Raw genomic sequence first — 21,267 nt, 5'->3', positions numbered from 1 at the left:
AATTTCTCAATAACTATTAAGAATCATCAAACATGGACATTGAGTTTTGTAGAAATTCAAACTCTTCCTCACTGTCAACGTCCTCTTCTTGCACTTTATTATCACCAGCAATGTGGCTAACAATGCCGCTGATTGAAGGACTTTGAAACAGTTCTACAAGTGACATTTGGCGCTCAAAAGCGCCGTTTAATAAGCCATTTATCTTGGTTAAGCTGAGCGATGTTGCACCTAGGTCAAACAGGTTGTCGCGTGTCCCAAGGCTTTCTAAGCCAAGAACACCCTGAATCATTTCTGATACCTTTTGCTCCATGACTGATTTAGGAACGTGATCTTCAGAAGTCAGTTTGCTTCGAATAACATTCAGTCCTGGCAACTTTTTCTTATCTAGCTTGCCATTAGGTGTAATTGGCAAGCTGTCAATTTCAGTAAAGAAGTTCGGAACCATGTAATCGGGTAGCAATTTTGCGAGTCGCTGTTTGGTGTGTTGCAAACTCCAACCGGTGCTTACAATGAGGTAGGCGCAAAGGTGTTTCTCACCGCTGTTGTCCGTGTGAGCAAGTACGATAGCGTCACTGATATTCTGTAATTGAGTGAGTCGCTTTTCAATTTCCCCTAGCTCTATTCGGTAGCCCCTGACTTTTACCTGACCATCATCTCTGCCGATAAATTGCAAATTACCGTCACTCATCCAGCGTGCCAAGTCGCCAGTGGCGTACATCTTTTTGCCTTCAAAATAAAAGTGAGGAACGAACTTTTCTGTGGTTTTTTCTGGCGCGTTGAGGTACTCCTTGGCCAAACAATCTCCAGATATGTATAGGTCACCAACCACGCCGATTGGACAAAGCGATAAACGCTTGTCTAAAACGTAGTACTGAGCGTTCTGTATGGGTTTTCCATAAGGAATACTTGGCCAATTCTCTGCAACTTCACCAATTCTGTAGTAGTTAGACCAAATGGTTGCTTCGGTGGCTCCGCCAAGGCTGATCACATTGGCTGTTGGAAAGGCGTTTGTTACAGTGTCTGGTAAGTGAACAGGTATCCAATCACCGCTTAGCATAACCAAACGCAATGTGCTGTGGTGAGCACTTTGGTCTATTTGCTCAAAGTAAGGAGTCAACCTATTTAAGCTAGCTGGCGCAGAGTCCCAAATAGTAATGTTCTCTTTGGTGAGTAATTCAACTACTCTTGCTGGCTCATTCAGCACTTCTTCCGGGGCTAGGTGCAATGAAGCACCGGCAGCAAGAATGCCAAAGATGTCATACACCGAGAGGTCAAAACTAATTGATGTGACAAACAGTAAGTTGTCAGACTCGGTCACCTCAAACGCGTTGTTTATCCACTCTAGTACATTGACAACGGCTTTGTGTTGAACAACGACACCTTTAGGGTTACCCGTTGAACCTGAGGTGTATATAACATACGAGAGATCACTAGAGGTAAGACCAAGTGATAACTTGTCTATGTTCTCGTATTGCTCGCCTGTCTCCTTATTATCAATATCCAACCAAGATGATGACGAGAAAATGCTACGCACTTTTAACGACAAAGATTGCTGAATATCGTGTTCGGTGATAACTAACTGCACGCCCGAATCGGTCAGTAATTGGTATATCCGCTCTTCAGGATAAGTCGGGTCAACTGGAACATATGCTCCGCCGGCTTTGAGTATGGCTAACAGTGCCACAATCAATTCAGGTGATTTAGTCATCATTATGCCAACTAGTTGATTGGGCTTGATACCATTTTCTACTAGTTGACGCGCTAATTTATTGGCCGCTCTATTTAACTGCTGATAGGAAACCATTTGTTGACCTGAAGAGATCGCTATCGCTTCAGGTGTTTTCTGAACTTGTTTCTCAAACAATTCATGTATGCATAAATGTTCAGAATAGTCACTTGCAGTGTTATTCCAGTCAAACAACAACGTTTGTTTCTCTGCTTCATCAAGCAATGTGATATCAGTAATTTTTTGATAACGATTGGCTACGATTGAGTGCAAGATGTTCTCGAAATGTATTACGAGACGTTCAATTGTTGCGTCTTCAAATAGGTCTGTGTTGTACTCCAACGAGCCGCCAATGCCATCCTGGTTTTCAGCCAAAGACATGTTGAGGTCAAACTTTGCAGTACCTGTTTCAAGATCATGTAGTTCCAGTGATAAGTCATGCCATTCATACTCAATATCAGGCAATGTATGGAAGTTAAACATGGTCTGAAAAAGAGGGTCATAGCTTAAGTTTCTTTCTAGCCCTAATTCATGAATCAGGAGTTCTAACGGGATGTATTGATGTTGATAGGCAGAGACAACCGTTTCTTTGACTTCTTTTAACAGTGTAGTGAAAGCTTTCTCACTGCTTACATCGGAGCGGAGAACCAGCGTATTAACGAATAACCCCACGAGATTTTGGGTGCCCAACTTATCGCGATTTGCTGCCGCTGAGCCGATTGATATGTCGTCTTGCTGACAGTAGCGTTGAAGAAGTACATTGTAGGCAGCAAATAATGTCATATATAAGGTAACGTCTTCTTCCTTACTAAGTTCTTTTAACTGTTTGAGAAGTTTACTGCTCAACTGAAATCGCTTAATAGTGCCATTGTAGGTCTTAATTGGTGGTCTTACTTTGTCAGTTGGCATATTTAACACAGGTTGAACATTAGCTAGTTTTTGTTTCCAGTAATTCAGCTGTGTTGATAAAAATGCATCGTTGATTTCAACGTTCTGATAGGCTGCGAAGTCAATGTACTGATACGGTAATGCATCTAGTTTCGCTTCCCGCTGATTAACTAAGTCGTTGTACACACAACCAAGTTCGTTTAAAAATACCGAGATTGACCAACCGTCAGTAACGATATGATGAAAGGTCAGCTGCAAATAGTTTTCTTCTGGAGATAAGGAGGCAAGCCTCATTCGGACTAAACTTTCATTGGCCAGATCAAATTTTTTCGACGCCTCTTTACAACAGTCTTCTATTAGTGCTTCTTCACTTTCAAAAACCGTAATCGGTAGCGCTATGTCACTTGGTGGTACTATGGTGAGCGTTGGACCGTCAGATTCTTCAATAAAGCGAGAACGCAATACTTCATGTCTTGCAAGCAGAGTACTTAATGCCTTACAAAGCGCTTTTTGATTTAGCTCTCCTGACAGTCTGGTGAGAAGCGGGACATTGTAGGTTGAACTATGATGGGTCTCTATGTGATGTAAAAACCACATACGCTGCTGCGCCATTGACAGAGGAAGCTTTCCGTCTCTTGCTACTTTACTTATGGGTTTGCAATGCTGGTTTGATTTTTCTTCTATTAGCCTCGCAAGTTCGGCAATCGTCGGCGCTTGAAAGATAACCTGTAGAGAAACATCAACATCGAAAAACAGTCTTATTTTTTCTTGAAGCTGCATCGCTTTGATTGAGTGTCCACCCAGCTCAAAGAAGCTTTGATCTCTGCCAACACGTTCAAGTCCCAATAGCGATTGCCAAATGCTAGCCAAGGTTGCTTCTCGCTCTCCTTGCGCTGGAGAGAACGTCGACTCGCTAAAATGAGAAGGTATTGGTAGTGTTGACTTGTCTAGCTTCCCGTTGGCATTCAAAGAAAAGCTATCCACTTTGATTAGTGCATTGGGCAACATGTATTTTGGTAGCATTGAACGTGCAAATTGTTGCAACTCTTCACTGCTCAGAACGCTGCTCTTGGTCGTGTAATAGGCGAACAATTGGTTCGTGTTGTCGCCATCTTTGTGAGCTATAGCGACAGCGTCATCAACCTCTGGGTGCTGAATCAGTGAGGAGGAAATCTCTCCTAACTCAATCCTGAATCCTCTGAGTTTAATTTGCTCGTCAACACGGCCAATAAACGCTATGTTTCCATCCGGCAAATACCTAACAAGATCACCGGTTTTATACAACTTAGGGCTTCCCGCCTGACCTTTTACAGACGACGCAAATGGGTTGTCGATAAAACGCTCTTCGGTTAGCTGCTGATTGTTGATATAACCTGTCGCAAGACCATTACCACCTATATACAACTCGCCGACCGTACCCAAAGGGCAGAGTTTTCTGTCGGCGTCTAAGATGTATGTCTGCCTGCCATCGATAGGTTTACCGATGTGCAGCGCATCGCTTGGTGTTTTACAATCAGAAATCGTCGTGATGATAGTTGACTCTGTAGGTCCGTAGGCATTGATAATACGAACTTGAGGCATGTCAGTGCGAACTTTTTGTACCCAATTAGGATTCGCTTTTTCTCCGCCAATCATGATGTTTTTAAGTTTGGTTTGTTGCAGTAAACCTGCCTCTGCCCATTGATGAAACAACGAGGTTGTGAGGATGCAGCTGTCAATCTCATTGTTGTTTAGGCTTTGAATAAATTGGTCTTGACCGGCCATCGTTTTGATGTCGTATAGGTGCAAGCAAGCGCTATTCGCTATCGTATGGAATAAGTCGACACCAAAGGGGTCAAAGGAATATGTGGTAAAGCTGGCGTAATTTTTTAAAACGGATTTATCGAAATGGATATCACTCGAAATTAACGATGTAACTGACTTATGTTGAACCATCACACCTTTGGGTTTACCGGTAGTACCCGAAGTAAAAATCACGTAGGCCAAGTCGTCTGCCGATACTTTTGGCATTTCCAGCGGCGCGTCGATATCCGCATGCGATTCTATATCGTCTACCGAATGTACCTCTACAGCGACCTCCAATGACGCTATGCATTGTTGTATAACCTCCTTGGATGCACTGTTTGTTATTATCAGCTGAGGCTTGATATCTTCAACAATGCCCCTGATCCTCATCTCGGGGTCATCTAATGAAATAGGGACATAGGCTGCCCCCGCCTTTAACACCGCGAGGATGCTCACCACGGTATTGATGTTCCTATGCAAATAAAGTCCGACAAACATTTGCTCTGCGTCGGATTTCGCCAGACTGCTAGCAATGACCTTTGCCAGCTGATTTACACGGTCATTCAGTTGATTGTAAGTAAGTGAATGATCGTTAAACGTTAAAGCTTTTTTATCTGGATGAGCAGCGACAACTTGATCAAATACTTGGTTGATTGTGCGCTCTTCGATTTTGAGTGGACTGGTATTGCCAGCAAATTTCGTGAGTAACAAAGATCGTTCACTTTCTGTGACGCAATCTAACTCGCTGAGAAACATGTCCGTATCATCAACAAAAAGCGTCAAAACACGCTTATACATTTCCACTAATCGTGAAATAGACTTTGCCTCAAACAAGCTCGTGGCATAGTTTGCTAGCAACTCTATGTCTGTCGCACCATCATAGCAGGTTAAACTGAGGTCAAATTTTGATTTGCAGTAACTCTCGTAAAGCATTTCTGGTTCAAAATCTGCAACGGTGAACGAGTTACTCTTAGGGTTTGAATTTCGATGCTCTAATGCAAACGTAGTATTGAATATCGGCGTATTGGCAGGGTCATGTCCCAGCTCAAGTTCCGAAATCAATTGACTGAATGGCAAGTCTTGATGCAATTTTGCGTCAATCAAGGTGTTGTGGACCTGAGTAATCAATTGCTTGATACTCATCGATGAATCTATCTTTGCGCGCAGTGGCAGTAAGTTGGAGAAGAGTCCAACGATGGACTGTGTTTGTGGGTGGCTGCGATTGTCAAATGCACTGCCTACTACAATGTCTTTCTGATTAGCTAGAGTTGAAATAGACACGTAGTAAGCGCTTAAAAGCAAAGTAAATAAGGTTGTCTCGTGCTGTTTTGCCAGCGCACGCAGTTGTTCTGACAGTTCTGGCCCAATGTAAAATCGCAAATTTTGCCCTTCATAATTTTTTGTGTCAGGGCGCGAAAAATCGGTCGGAAGGTTTAGCTGAGAAAAACCGTCTAATTGCTGCTTCCAGAACGTAAGCAGATTTTCTTTGGTATCGCCCTGCAAGTGACCGCGTTGCCAAACGGCGTAGTCCGTGTAGGAGATATCTTGTTTTGCTAAGTTGGTTTCTTCACCTGCTTTTAGTGAATCATAAGCATTAGATAGGGTTTGCATGAAGAGGTTGAATGACCATCCATCGAAGCAAATGTGGTGCCATACAATCAACAGATAGCTGTGCTCTGGGAGCTGATAATTTACGACGCGTAAACTTGATTCGTTTGCCAAATCAAATGGCTTAGCAATGTCACCTTTCAGGGACTCTTTAAAGCGCTCGTTTGAAGATAGCACTTTTGTAGCAATGCCGTTAAAGCACTCTTCAGTTGTTTGATAATCAAGTCCATTTGCATCAGTTCGGTAGACGCTATTTAAGATATCGTGATATGACACGGTATCTGCAAAAGCGCGTTCTAAAAGTGCTAAGTCGGTATCAGCCTTGAGCTTCATCAAATGCGGCATATGATAGAGATCAGAGCCTTTTTCAAACCGCTCAATAAACAACAAGCTCGCTTGTCCAAACGAGAGGCAACGAAGATTGGTATTGCGAAGTTGCTGAAAGGCTTTTTCGGAATAAATTTCGTTGCTTTGCAAGTAATCCATTGCTAACTGCTTGTATTGCTTTAGTTTTTTCAATATCGCGCTGCCACCAAGGTCTGAATCGGCTGAAATGGCCAAACCACCCTCTTCAACCCAAATACAAATGGATTGTTCATCCAATTGATTCAACAAGTCCGCTAATCTTAAATCCATGTCTTTGTCCTTTCTGACGATGCATTCCCTTTGTTGCCGGTAGCTTCAATTACTGTCGCTGTGACAGCGCTTTCTAGCGCTGATGCAATGCCTGCTATAGTGGCGTGTTTTAGCAACACTTCTAGTGGGATTTCGATCCCAGCTATCTCTTTACTCAAGGTGGCAATTTTCATTGCTTTAAGAGAGTTTCCACCGATATTAAAATAATTGTCGTAGACACCTATTTCACGGCGATTCAGTACCTTCTCCCAAACGTCGCATAAGCGCTGTTCGAAGTCATTTCGAGGGCCAACATAAGTGGCTCTTGAATCCAAAGTTGGCGTGGGTAGTTGTGGTTTATTTAACTTACCGTTAATGGTCAGTGGAATGCTTTCAATTTCAATGAATGTCGCTGGGATCATATAGTCAGGAAGCAGCTGTCGAAGTTCACTGTCTAACTTTTCGATATCTAGTGAATGACCTTCTGCTCCTATCAAATAAGCAGCTAGGTAAATCTGGTTGTCGTGAGTAAAATCGATTACTGCAGCTTGAGATACGCTATCAATTTCTCCCAAAACTGATTCAATTTCAGTCAATTCTATTCTATGACCACGAATTTTTACTTGGCTGTCGTTTCTGCCTAAAAACTCCAAATTGCCATCGTGTAACCAGCGCGCTTTGTCGCCAGTTTTATACATACGTATAAGCCCTTTAGCTTTGTCTTCTTCGGTCGCAAATGGATTGTTAACAAAGCGAGAAGCGGTTTCCTCGGGCATATTGAGGTAACCGCGTGCAACACCTTCTCCAGCGATAAATAGTTCGCCCGGCACACCGATTGGACAGAGCATTCCTTGGCTGTCTAATACGAAACACTGTTCGTTTTCATGCGGTGTACCTATGGGCAACGCGGTGTATTGCCGAACGCTGTCATCGACGACTAAGCTCGAACTAAAGGTTGTAGCTTCAGTTGGACCGTAGTAATTGACCACAGTGATGTCATCACGTGACAGAATATTCTCTACATAGGATGTAGGGATTTTTTCTACGCCAGTTGAAATATGCTTTAAGCTCGGTAATTTATTAGTATAGATCGCGTCTGATAGTACCTTCATGTATGCAGGCGGCGCATAGCATTTTTCAATATCATATTGCTTCATGAACGCTACGAAGGATTCTGGTGTTAAACGCTGCGATTCGGGTACAATGTGAAGCTCCTCGCCCCTTGTTAGAGCGGGGTAAAGTTCCAGACAAGACACATCAAATACATAGTCTACCCACATGCTCGCTCTAAGAAGCGGCGTTTCCATGCGACTACAGTGAATATGTGACACAATATTACTATTTTGAATCTGCACACCTTTTGGACGACCAGTCGTGCCTGAGGTGTAAAATACGTAGGTCAAATCTTCAGACGTGTTTATGTTTTGAGGGTTATGAGTAGGCATCTCACGATAACTTTCATCACAATCTACCGCTATTAGCTCTATCGAATCGCTACGCTCCCCACACATGCCTCTGATAGTAGAGAGATGGTTTTCTTGCGTTAAAACTATCGATGCACTTGTATCTTCAAGAATGTAACGAGTACGATTGTTCGGGTATTTCGGCGCAATTGGAACATATGCCCCCCCCGCTTTGAGCACGGCCAACATGCTGACAATCATCTCAATACTTTTATCCAGATACAGTCCAACAAGGGTTTCAGGATGCATTTCGTTGCCAGTTTGCGCGGTGTAAACGGCTTTGATTTTGTAGGCCAATCTGTTTGCTTGCGCATTTAGCTGCGCGTAGCTCAACGATTGTTGCTCATAAACCAGCGCAATGTCGTCCGGTGTTATTGAGGCTTGTTCTTCAAACAGTGCTCTCAAGGTGGTTGCAGGTACAGGCTCTCGAGTGTCATTCCATGCCATTAATTGTGCGATTTCGCCGTCGCCCAACAAACTGAATTGCCTTAAGGCAAATTCGTCACTTTGTTTGCTATCTAGTTCCAGCAGGAAGTTGAGGGTATGCACCATATATTGATACAAGTGTTCAGGCTCAATGCTCGAATGAGAGTCAATATTGAACAGGAAGGTATCTTCACTGGTGTTAATGGTCATGAAGACAGGATAGTGCACACGGCCACTTCCCCATAGCGGCTTGATAACTTGATAGGTATCGCTTTGCGCCATACTTTTATCATCGTTTTGCATCAGCATGCGGCAATTCAAAACGGTGTTAAATAGCGGCTTGCCGTTCTCGATATCGCTCTGCGCCTGAATGCTTGCTAGCGGTGTTTGCTCGAAAAGCATCAGGTTAGATAAGCTATCATGAACATCTTTAAGCAGTAATGGTAACGATTGCTGCTTAAATGAAATACGCAGAGGGAGTGTGTTGATACAAGGCCCGGTAATGCGCTCCATATTGTTTACAGAGTGCATTCTACCAGATAACACGGTACCAAATACGACGTCGGACTGATCACTGCAACGGCTCAGAACAATTGACCAAGCTAAATGCAATACGGCAGATATGCTGACGTTATTGCTCTGTGCCAATGACTTGATTTTTTCAGGAATGCCACCTCGCAGTATGCTACTGAAATGGTTGGCTTCGTCTTCCATTTTATCATCGAGTTCGACGAAGAATGGACGAGTCGGCTGATCGTATCCAGCCAAACGCTCAGCGAAGTAGGCTTCGGCATCAGAGGTATCCAGATTCAGCATGTGCCAAATAAAGTCACGATAAGGTACCGCTTCAGGCAGTTCTTCACTGCGTCTCAGCATGTACTCTTTTAGTTCTGTCTGGAACACACGTTGCGTAAGATCGTCGATCACCATGTGGTGGTGGAATGTAACAACAAAATTGCGATCTTTATACTTCACTATTTTAGCCAGTAGCAACGGAGTGCTATTGATTGACAATGCTGAGGCATCAGTTAGCTCAAAAGCACGCAGATACGAAAGCAATTGGGCTTCGCTAAGGTTGTCATCCAGAATAATTTCTTCCACCGACAATTGCGCATTTCGATGTACTACTTGCATTGGTTGTTCTAAGCCCTCAACCACTATTTGTGTGCGCAAAATGTCGTGCCTAGAAATCAGGAATTGAAACCCTTCCAATAACTTCTGACACCAACGCGCAGATTCACATTCGAACACCGTTTTGACGATGTAAGGGTCGCGATCTGTAGCCTGAAGAGCATGATAAAGCATGCCAGTCTGAATAGGTGCCAACGGATAAATATCTTGAATATTCGCTATGCCGCCAGCGATTTGGCTTTCAATTTTGCTTAGCTGAGACGCATCTAAATCGGCCATAGAAAACATATCCGGCGTTAACATTTCAACGTCAGGAGGTATGTTTGTTTCCGGTGCTAATTCATCTTCGCTTATAGCAAGTTGCAATGCGATTTCTGATAGCGATGCAGTGCCATATAAGGTGTTAGTTGGCAGGTCATATCCCAACTGAAATAATCGCGTTTTACATTGAATAATCAGTAGCGAATGGCCGCCAAGCGCAAAGAAGCTGTCTTGTTTGCTAATCTCATGCCATTCGATACCAAGCACGTCTCCCCAAACTTTGGCAATCAGGTGCTCCTCAAAGGTTTCAAGAGCTTGGAAGTAGTTAGCTTCTGAGAAAACAGGGGTAGGCAGTTTTTCTCTATCTAATTTGCCATTGTTGGTCATTGGAATTGCATCAATGAACATGATGGAATCTGGTGTCATGTAATCCGGTAACTCTAGAGCGAGTCGTCTGCGAATTTCACTTTGGGAGAGGTTTTCAGTTTGCTTGCGCTCAATGTATGCCACGAGGTAGGTAGTGCTGTCTTTTTGCCAATCCAACACTTTGACTTGATCAATTTCGCGCATTTCAGTCAATACAGATTCAATTTCCGATAACTCGATTCTGAATCCGCGTACTTTTACTTGGCTGTCATTTCTACCCAAGAATTCTAAGTTACCGTCAGCTAACCAGCGTACTTTGTCCCCTGTTTTATACAAACGAGTGAACCCATTTGCTTTGTCTTGTTCAGACATAAATGGATTTTCGATGAAGCGAGACGCCGTCTCTTCGGACTGATTTAAGTAACCTCGTGTTACCCCCGCGCCGCCAATAAATAACTCTCCGGGCACGCCTATAGGACATAGCGTGTTGTGCTCGCCTAGAACATAACACTGCTCATTATCATTGGGTCGACCGATAGGAATCGAGGTGTATTTGTTCACATCTTGAGTACATAAAAGTGAGGTACTACAAGTGGTGGTTTCAGTTGGACCATATGCATTAATCAGCGTTACATTGTTACTCAGAAAGCTATCAACATAGACGGAAGAGATTTTTTCAACACCGGTTAGTACGTGCTTGATACTGGGTAGCTTTCCTTCACTTACTAACTTAGATAGAGCCTTCATATAGGCTGGTGGCATATAGCACTTTTCAATTTGATGCTCCTCGACATACGCCAAATATAATTCCGGCGTAAATCGCATTGATTCAGGTATTATATGAAGCTCGCCACCTGAGGTCAGTGCGGAGTAAATCTCGTAAGCGGAAACATCAAACACATAGTCAGTCCACAAAGACGAAGTGAGCGTTGAGGTCGCAAAATTATTTGCACGCAACAACGCTACGATGTTGTTGTTTTGAACTAAAACACCTTTAGGGCGTCCGGTGGTACCAGAGGTGTATATGACATAGGCTATATCTGCCGGCATGTTTACTTGAGCAGGGTTGTGCGTAGGCATCTCGTTAAGGCTTGATTCGCCATCAATCGCGATGATCTCAGCAATCCAATCTAGTTCTTGGCACCATTCCTCGACGGTTGACAAATAGCTGGTTTGTGTCAACACAATTGAAGCTTTGGTGTCTTCAAGGATATAACGCGCTCTATTGCTTGGGTATTTAGGCGCAATTGGCACATATGCTGCGCCTGCTTTAAGCACGGCCAACATGCTAACAACCATGTCGATGTTTCTGTCAAAATACAGTGCGACAAAAGTATCTGGTCGTAATTCTTGACCAAACTGTGCCATGTAGGACGCTTTTACCTTGTAAGCAAGTTGGTTCGCTTGCGCATTTAGTTGCCCATAACTCACTTTATTCTCTTCACAAATCAGCGCAATCTTGTCTGGATTTTCAGAAGCCTGAGCTTCAACAAGTTCGCGTAACATGTTGCTTGAGGACTGGCTGTCAGCACCTCTGCTCAATGAGTCGATAATTTGCGATGTTTGTTGCTCTGAATGAATATGAAATGCGCTTAAGCGAGTATCATCTTCTGCGCTCAATATTTGCTGCACAACGCTTTGGAATGACATCATCATGTTGTCTACGAACCAAGAACTAAGATGACTTAAGTTGAATTCCCAAATCAACGTTAAGTCATCACCATTAAGCTGACCTTCGCGTGGAATCAGTACCAAGTTCAGGTCAAACTTGGCTGACTTACTGTCAATGGCTTCTGTGATATGGATATTTTCAATGTCTTTTAAATCCATCTCTGGAACAGGGGAGTCGTGGAAACCTAAGCACACCTGGAAAATCGGATTGCGATTTTCGGGGCGGGGAGGGTTTATTTCGTCCACAATCAATTCGAAAGGGTATTCCTGATTATTTTGGCCAGCCATAGTGACGTCAAAACACTGTTGTACAAACTCAGAAATAGTTAATTCCTTTGACTGCTTGACCCTCAGAACAATGGTGTTTACCAGCATGCCGATAACGTTTTCCGATTGACCCCAATTTCGGTTTGCCAACCCTACGCCAGTGCATATATCCGTATCACCTGTGTATCGAGAAAGAACGATATTCAACGCCGCCAACATAAATGAGAAAGGTGTGACAGATTTTTTTTGGCAATAATCGTTGATTTGATTCCAGGTTTCTCGTTTCATGCTCGAACGAATTGAGCGACCAGCATCGGTTTCTTCTTCGCTGGCGATTTGAGGGAAATTGATTGCCGAAGGTGCATCTTTTAACTGCTCAACCCAGTAACTTTTTTGCATTGCCGCGTCATCGGTATCGAGCCATTGTTGTTGGGTTACAGAGTAATCTGCGTATTGCATACCACCATCTATAACAACATTGTCGGCACCGTTTACGTGTTGCTGGTAGCTTTGAAATAGCTGCTTTAAAAATACATTGTATGACCAACCATCGTGGACCAAGTGGTGTTCGATATGGATCAGACCAAAGTGCTCTTCGGACAGTTTAACCAAAGCCCAACGCACTAATGGTAATTGTTCGATATTAAAAGGTTGGTTTAGTGTGTCTGCAACTAACGTATCGAACTTTGCTTCAGCAACATCCGCTGAAAAACCGCTGAAATCAAACTCACCTAGCACCACTTCCATTTCAGCATGAATATTTTGAACCGTCTGCTTTCGATCAAAAGATGTACGGTAAATCTCGTGGTGATCAACAATGTCCTGTAAGGCACTTTGCAATGCTTTTTTGTTGAGTTTTCCAGTGAATTTAACCACTGATTTAGCGTGATAAGCTCTGTCTTCTGGCGCAAAGCTGGTAATGAACCAAATAGCGCGTTGGGTTGAAGAAAGAGGTGCTGTTTTCGCGAATTCATCTGGCCTAGCAAGTATATTCGTAAGGGCATGTGCTGGGCGCTGTATATGCTGCCAAATTTGGCAAGGCGTTTTATGACGGTAAACATCTTCAAACATAAGTTGCAACGAAAGCGATTGCTGCACATGCTGTACGAGTTGAATGATGGCAATGGAATTGAATCCTTTGGCAAAACAGTCGTCGTTCCAGTTCAGTGGGTTTGTGCAAAACTGATTAAATATGTTGAGAAACTGGCTTTGTTCTGGCGTTAAATTGGGTTCGAGTTCAAAAGAGTGTTCTATTTTAAACTCTGGTAGTGCTTTTTTGTCAACTTTGCCATTGGCAGTTAACGGCATGTTTTCAAGACGTAGATAATGGCTCGGCAAGAAGTAACTAGGAACGAATTGAGAAAGAAATTCAGAGACCTCACCCGTGTTAATGTCTTTGTCACCTTGGGCAACGTAGTGGGCGACCAATGCGTTGCCAGTTGGCAGCGTTTGAAGTGAAACTGCAACTTGTAAAACATTGTCGAATTTGCCTAAGTAATATTCTATTTCACCCGGCTCGATACGATATCCATGAAGTTTAATTTGCTCGTCAACACGGCCCATAAACTCTAGGGCACCGAAATGATTAACGCGGCACAAATCCCCAGTGGCATAAGCTTTCACTGGTGATTCACAGAGGTTTTCCAAAGTAACGAATTTAGCCGTTGTTAGTTCAGATCGATTAACGTACCCGCGACAAACACCTGCACCAGCGACATAGAGCTCTCCCGTTTCACCTGGTTTTACAGGCAGCCTGTGTTCGTTTAATATAAAGGTACTTACGCCAGCAATCGGTTTTCCGATGTCGGGCAGAGAGTCACCTTGACTCGAAACAACTGAACTCGTAGCTATTATGGTTGTTTCAGTCGGACCATAGGCGTTTACAACAACGGTTGACCATTCCTTGGGTGGGCGCACTGTTAGTCGTTGTCCTGCCGTTACGATAGTTTTTAAGCAATTTGGTAATTGCAGTTGAGGGTTTTTCATCAACACTTCAGCGATCGGTGTCGGCAACCAACTGAAGGTAATTTCATGGTTGTTGAAAAACGCGCTCAACCTAATTGGGTTCACTAGCGACGTTTGGTCAACAATGTGCAATGTGGCTCCAGCACTCAGGGCTGGCCAGATTTCAAATGCTGATGCATCAAAAGCACAGCTTGCGACGACGGTTGTGTGTGATTTTTCAGAAAGTTCGAACTGTTCGACAACCGTTGAAGCAATAGGAGAAAACGAATCGAAACCAATGCTGCAGCCTTTAGGTTTACCTGTGGTACCAGATGTGTAGATAACATATGCCAGCTGTTCTTCCGATAGAACCTGTTCGTCTAGCTCAATGTCGCTAGTATCTAACTGCCAATTTAACAACGCTTCGTGCATTGCTTCTGTATCAGCGGATGTTCCATTTAACAAAAAAGGACATGCTGATTCTTGTAAGATGAAATTAACTCGATCGTCTGGTGTACCGTGAGATATTGGTAGGTAAGCACAACCCACTTTCCAGCACGCAAGTACAGCCACAATAAACTCGATTGAACGCTCTGCAATAATTGGAATTGCTGAAATATTGCCACTTACAGGCAATTGCTGAAGCGTTTTTGCTAAATGCTGTGACGCTAGATGTAAATCTCGATAGGTTAAGACCCTTTCGCCGTCCACAATGGCTGGTTTGTCAGCATACACTTGTGCATTTGTTATTATTTTTTCTAGTAAATGTTGGTTCTGACTATTTTTTGACATGTTATGTAATCCGTTTAACTGCTTAACCTTTCGACGGTAATGCCGCAATAATTTCTTTTTTTGCTTGTTCACTCATAGGGAAAGCCCAACCCGTTAACGCTTCTCCAGAACTCACGTTCACTATTCTGTTAGAGCGACTTAACTTTATGTTCATGCCCATGTGATGATTACCCACTATAATCATTCCCAATACCGTATGGTGGGATTGGATTTCGCCTTTAATGGTGTGTGGTACATCTAACTGAGTTGACACGATGCGCTTTTGTGCAGACCAGTTTTGCTGGCCCGTACTGTAGATTCTTTTTTTTAAATCCTCGACAGTTTCTTGGTCACCAAACACGATCCCTTTGCCGCCAAATGAGTTTTCAAACTTGAAAACATAATCTTCTTTGGCATCCAGAAACGAGGTTAATTCGTTTTCTGCAAGAGATAATGTTTCAGGGATATATTGATCAATGGCCGCCAGCTCTTTTTCATCAAGGCATTGCCGAAAGCGTGCAGAGTGAAACATTGATAACCACTTTTTATTGCCGCGAATTTCTGATTCGAATGAGTTAACTACAGTTGCTTGGCTTTGCCAAAGCGACGTGAAGAAGTATAAATTTTCGCAGACGTCGTCAGCGACAAACATTCTGTAAACCAATGTGTTTAGGCCTTTACCAGGCCCTAATAAAGACTTGGGATAGCTAACTTCATCATGGATTGTGACAGAGAGGTTTGGGAACACTTTCTCTAGCTCAGATCTAAAATGTTCCAGTGAGAAATAACCGATGAATCGATGGCTTCTCATACTGAGCAACACAATGTTGTCGATGTTTTTCTGTTCGATCAGTGGTTTGAAAAATTCCGCCATTTCAAAACGTGGTATGGGTTTGGGGTGGTTACTTGGCAGGTCCAATTGATCGATGTATTGAGTATGGCAAAAGCCTTCTTCGCAACCGCCTATGGGAGACCCAAAATTGAACTCACAGAAGTGATACCCGTCTGCTGACGGAATAATGTCAAAGCGGGCTATCATGTTGTTGTTTTCGATAAGCTCTTCCCAGTCGACAAAGTCAACAAAATCAGGGGCAAGATCGAACATATCTAGTAACTGTTCGTGATTAAACTCATTACACAATGTGGACAAGATTTTGGTTTGCGCCTCAACGATCAGGTCAGCCGCTTGTGCAAGCCCGTTAAATACTTGCTCTTGCATGATAAGGGGAATAGGTACCATCTTGACTAAATGTGCGCCGTCTTTTCGCACGAAATTAGACATGTTTTTCAATACAGAGCGTTTAGTTATGTAGTCTTTATTGGCAAGGAAAGAGCCAATCCATTCTTCGTTATAGCTAGCTAAATTTTCCATTGATGTAATACCTTTCTGAATTCAATAGCTCGAGCGTAACCTGTCAGATCAAGCAGTGTCGAATGCTCGCAACTGAGCATACTCTATGGGTCGTGGACTAATTCGTAATTTACAAGCGCTTGGTGCTAATTAGCTGAATACATAGACAAACTCCTTTGCGCCGTAGAGTCGCTCAGACTTAATGTTCCTAGCTTTGCATTCTTCAACTAATTTGTTTGACTCGACGATGGGTCGAGACTCATCGGTATATTTGATACTGCTGATGAACTCAACGCAGGGTTCTTGCCCCATTGCGTAGACATACACTTCCTCAGGTTGGAAGATGTCTACGAGTTTTATTGCTTGTTCGTAGTCAGACCCGTTTAGTCGACGTGACTTATCTATCTCTTTTGGCAGCTTTTTACTAAGTAAAGGTCCGTATAACCACGAAAGCGGTGCACCATCACATTCCATACCCATAAATATGAAATCAGTACGCCCAACAATGTCGTTTACAAAGTCGTATGTTTTGGATTCGTGGACTGTTGAGTCGGCGGTAAACAGCATGTTTTTGCCACCGGCTTTAATTAGAAAACACAACTTGGCTTGAATGTTTAAATCTGCATGCTCACCAAAAAATGGAATACCAGTAACTTCACAGTCACCAGCCTTAACTGTCTCCAGTTCTCGTAGCTCTATAATATTATCGAAACCAACACTCTCCATTGCGAGCTTTATGCTTGGGTCTTGCAACGCACCACTAGCTGCCGCTGGCACAATGAAGTGTTTAATTTTGTGTCTCAGAGGAAGCAGTGTTTCGAGCAGAATGTGGTCTTGGTGATTGTGCGTAATAACCACATAATCAATATTGTCTGGCAAGTCCGCATATGAGTATTGTTCTTCTGACGCTTCGAATCGTTGATATGCAACCATTGGGTCGATCAGAATCGACGTCGACGCCGTTTCAATAAGCATACAGGCATGACCAAAATACCTTACTCGGACTTCGTTCTCTGGACATTGCGTATAAGAGCGCTCTTGCACTGGCGTAAAGAAGGTCTTGAATACTTCTTTTTGCTCATCTGTCATTGATAGCTTTTCGAAAATGTCTCTGGCTGGACGGGGCGTAAATTTCATTTCGCCCAACATATCGATCACTTCTGAATCAAATGCTAGTGGGAAGTGTAAGACTTCAGGCTCTGCATCTTTGATACGAGGAGTACTTAAAACGAAAGGCCTATGGTGACTGTCTGTCTTCCAGATACAAACACTCTGAGCGCTCTTGTCAAAGAATTTGCTTTTATAAAAAAGCGGTTCAATCAGTCGGAAAGACAGGTTGTTGTGAATATCAAATACAAGTTCAATAAGTCCTTTTAATGGCTCTGGAACTTTCGCATAAAGACCATCTGTGGACGCACCTTTCGGGTGGTTTTCAACAATTTTATTTAGCTCGTCAATGGCGTCAGAGAGCTCCAAAAGATCTTTGTTTTTCACCTCTGTATCTAGAATTAAGTCTTTAACTTCTTGGGTTCTAGAGTAGGCATAATCAACAAAAGGACCACCTTTCATCTTCGGGTTTTTGGTCGCTGCCGCATGTACAGCTTCTGCTTGTACATACGAGCGCATAATTGGTAGGTGACGTTTGGCAACATTGCGTGCTGCAGTCACAGGGGATATCAAATGCATCCATGCGTACCAGTTATCAAACAATGGCTCAATCACAACGTTAGGTTTTAAATATACCGGTTTATCCGTTAACACTTTCACTTCTCCAAAGCATTTTAGTTTTTGTTTTAGGCTGCTTGATCGACGACTTTTCCATCGGCTAATCGAATGACGCGACTAGCGAATCCAGCGTCGTAATCTGAGTGCGTTACCATGACGATAGTGGTGCCTTCATTGTTTAACTTTCTGAGGATATCGAGCGCATCATCACTACTACTCGAATCGAGATTACCGGTTGGTTCGTCAGCTAAGATAAGCTTTGGTTTGCTTACGACTGCTCGAGCTACCGCGACGCGTTGTTGTTGCCCACCAGAGAGCTGCAGAGGAAGGTGGTTTCTGCGGTGCATAATGCCCATTTTCTCTAGCAGTTCATCAACTAATTTGATTCGTTCAGACTTTTTAACACCTTGATAAACGAGAGGAAGCTCTACATTTTGGAAGACAGTAAGGTTATCGATTAGGTTAAAGCTTTGGAAAACAAATCCGATGTTTTCTTTGCGAACAGCTGCTCTTTCTCTGCTCGACTGCTGTTGGATGTCTTGGTTTAGAAATTTAAAAGTGCCAGATGTTGCAGAGTCCAACATACCTAAGATGTTTAACAAAGTAGACTTACCGCAGCCGGAAGGCCCCATTACCGCTACAAACTCACCTTCTTTAACTTCTAAATCAAGGTTGTCTAGTACAGTAGTTTCAACCTCTTCAGTAGTATGAATTTTCGTTAGTTCTTTGATAGCAATCATTTTCAATTTCCTTTTAATCTTGTTTGTAATCATGGGCCGCTTTAGAGACTCCGCCCCATCAACACATACAACATCTATGTGTTTTGCTTAATTCGATTAGTTGACTTATTCATCTCTCAAGGCGTTGATTGGCTTATCTCTTAGCGCAGAGATGATGTGCCAGCTCATGGTTAATCCTGTGATCAGGATGACGATGACTGCTGAAACAACGAAAGGTACGGCGCCTATTTCGATGTGATAGGCAAACTTCTTCAGGTAATCCTGCATAAATAAGAATGCCAGTGGTAAAGCGATGATGTTCGCAATCACGATTAGCTTGAATATGTTGTTTACTAGCAACAGGCTTAGCTCTTTTGAGGAAGCTCCGAGAACGGTTCGAATTGCCAGCTCTTTTGATTTTTGCTTGATGTCGTAAGAGGCAATACCAAAAACGCCTACTACTGAGATAATGATTGCAAGCGTAGTGAAGAAAAACAGCACACTGCTCTTTTGCTCTTCTTTTTGATACTGGTCGTAGAACCCATCTTCGACATATTGCGGCTCGAAAATTTGGTTCTGTATGTTTCTTTCGAAGATAGGGCGCAATCGCATTTGTAAAGCAGGTGAATTACTTTCACTCACTCGCAATAGCGCTAGTGTATTTGCCTCTTGATAGGTCATTACAAGTGGCTCAATTTCTTCATAGAAGCCACGGAAATGGAAATCTTTTACTACACCAATTACGCGGAATGCCTTCTTGTCCATGTTTTGGTTTAAGATTTTTTCCATCCGTTTCCCAATTGGATTGCTCCATCCCATAGACTTAACAAAGGCTTCGTTAACAACAACTCCTGACTCATCAGTTGAATACTGCTTATCGAAAAAGCGTCCGTCAGTCATCTGGAGTTCAGCGACATCATCAAATTTTTCGTCAACCATAAAGTTCTTGGTAACACGAATATCAGTGCCGCCTTCTTCGCGCTCAATTTCAAATGAGTTTGAAATGATGGCACCACCACCGCCAGGCATCGCAGTCGCAGAGGCCACTTCAATCACGTCATGGTCAGCCTTCATTTCTTGTTTCAAAGCTTCGAAGTTGGCTTTGGCTTCTCTACCCAAGTTCAGTTGAATAATGTTCTTGTGATTGAAGCCTAAGTCTGTGTTTCTCAAGTATTGGAATTGTTCAGATACAATCCATGTACAGGCGATCATAAACACCACGAGTAACAACTGAACGACTAATAAAAGGCTTCTAAGTGGGAATTTTGAACTGCGTTCAAGTTGTTGGCTCTTAAGTACTTTAATCGGTTCGAAGCTCGACAAGTAAAGAGCTGGATACCACGCACACACTAGTCCAACAATCACACCGACGGTTAATACTGCAGCTAAAAACTCCCAACTGAAAAAAGTGGAGTAAGAAATCGTGGTGGCGAATTCGGCATTAAAAATAGGGATCAATAAGTAAATTAGAACGCCACTCACGACCAGAATACCCAAAACTAGTACCAACGATTCAAGTAAACTATCAATCATAATTTGCTTCCGATCTGCACCAAGCACCTTACGGATGCCTATTTCTTTGGCGCGTTTCATGGAAATCGCAATACTTAAAATGGCGTAGTTTGTACTCGCAAGCACAATAATAAGTACAGCAACGAACAGCGATAAGTAGATATCAGAAATGTCGCCAATTTTAGTTGGATCTAACTCGTATCTCAGTTTTTCACCGAAGTGAATATCTGCAACTTCTTGCAATGAGAACACCACTTTGGCATTGAATCGAGCGTAAACTTCCTCTGAAAATTTATTGTGCACATCGGGAAGAGCCCTTTCTATTTGCTGCTTCGATACGCCATTCGCAAGGCGAATATAGGAGTGATCGTTTAGCGACGACCATACTACGTTTCTCTCCGTACCGATGGACGAAATCGATATGAAGGCTCTTGGAGACATATGCGAGTTTCTCTCGGGATCAGAGATGATGCCTGTAATCTTGTATGCCTTGTCGTTAATCGTAATGTTCTTATGCATTAGAGATTCGGGCTCGCCGTACTTCGCCGCTACTGACTCTGTGATGACGATGGAGTTTGGCCTTTCGAGGCTAGACTGTGCTTCACCATGAAGAAATTTGAAATCAAACATGTTGAAGATGGAAGGCTGTGAATAGTAAAACTTCGCTTCCTTGAACTTTTGATTATTAAAGGTGACAACTACAGGTAGGTCAGCAAGCACCCTTGCCACATCAACTACCTCACTGAACTCTCTCAGCATTAAATCTGCGAGTGGAGCGGGCGCTGTCGCGGTTTTAAATTGATTGCCGCTAATGTTAACGTCGGTGTTGACTCGATAGAGCGACGGCTGATCAATGACGTTGTTATCAAAGTTAAGTTCTTCAGCCACATGGAAAAGTAAAATAGCGCTTGTTACGAGTCCAATAATTAAACTCATTATTCGAATAGAATTGTAGAGTTTATGGCTTTGTATCGTGTTGAGTATTGAAGAAAGTTCAAACATTAGGTGGTACTTCCTCTTGGCTTTAATCTCGCAGAG

Annotated in this window: 6 protein-coding genes; all 6 read right to left on the bottom strand. The window is 43.0% G+C overall.

What is annotated here, in order from left to right; translation table 11 throughout:
- Positions 1–16 precede the first annotated feature (16 nt).
- Positions 17–6,643, bottom strand: a complete 6,627-nt coding sequence (locus A7985_RS14680; RefSeq protein ID WP_065791208.1) for a non-ribosomal peptide synthetase — start codon at positions 6,641–6,643, stop codon at positions 17–19.
- Positions 6,634–14,943 (bottom strand): non-ribosomal peptide synthetase, encoded by an 8,310-nt coding sequence (locus A7985_RS14675; protein WP_065791207.1) that lies wholly within the window; start codon positions 14,941–14,943, stop codon positions 6,634–6,636. Before A7985_RS14675 ends, A7985_RS14680 begins: the two co-directional genes overlap by 10 nt.
- A gap of 22 nt (positions 14,944–14,965) precedes the next feature.
- On the bottom strand, positions 14,966–16,294 hold the full coding sequence (locus A7985_RS14670; RefSeq protein WP_065791206.1) for a hypothetical protein: 1,329 nt from the start codon (positions 16,292–16,294) through the stop codon (positions 14,966–14,968).
- A gap of 129 nt (positions 16,295–16,423) precedes the next feature.
- The gene (locus A7985_RS14665) at positions 16,424–18,040 is read right to left on the bottom strand and encodes an MBL fold metallo-hydrolase (protein WP_218061295.1); all 1,617 of its coding nucleotides are present in this window, start codon (positions 18,038–18,040) and stop codon (positions 16,424–16,426) included.
- A 26-nt stretch (positions 18,041–18,066) separates the two neighbouring features.
- Positions 18,067–18,738: an ABC transporter ATP-binding protein gene (locus A7985_RS14660; protein WP_065791204.1), complete on the bottom strand. Its 672-nt coding sequence runs from the start codon at positions 18,736–18,738 to the stop codon at positions 18,067–18,069.
- Positions 18,739–18,843: 105 nt separating this feature from the next.
- Positions 18,844–21,231 carry an ABC transporter permease gene (locus A7985_RS14655; protein WP_065791203.1) on the bottom strand — a complete coding sequence of 796 codons (2,388 nt, stop codon included), beginning with the start codon at positions 21,229–21,231 and terminating at the stop codon, positions 18,844–18,846.
- Between the last annotated feature and the right edge of the window lie 36 nt (positions 21,232–21,267).

The sequence above is a fragment of the Pseudoalteromonas luteoviolacea genome (assembly GCF_001696455.1).
GTDB classification, from domain to species: Bacteria; Pseudomonadota; Gammaproteobacteria; order Enterobacterales; family Alteromonadaceae; genus Pseudoalteromonas; species Pseudoalteromonas luteoviolacea_C.
Note: the sequence above shows the minus strand (reverse complement) of the source record. Positions and strands in the feature narration are given on the sequence as shown.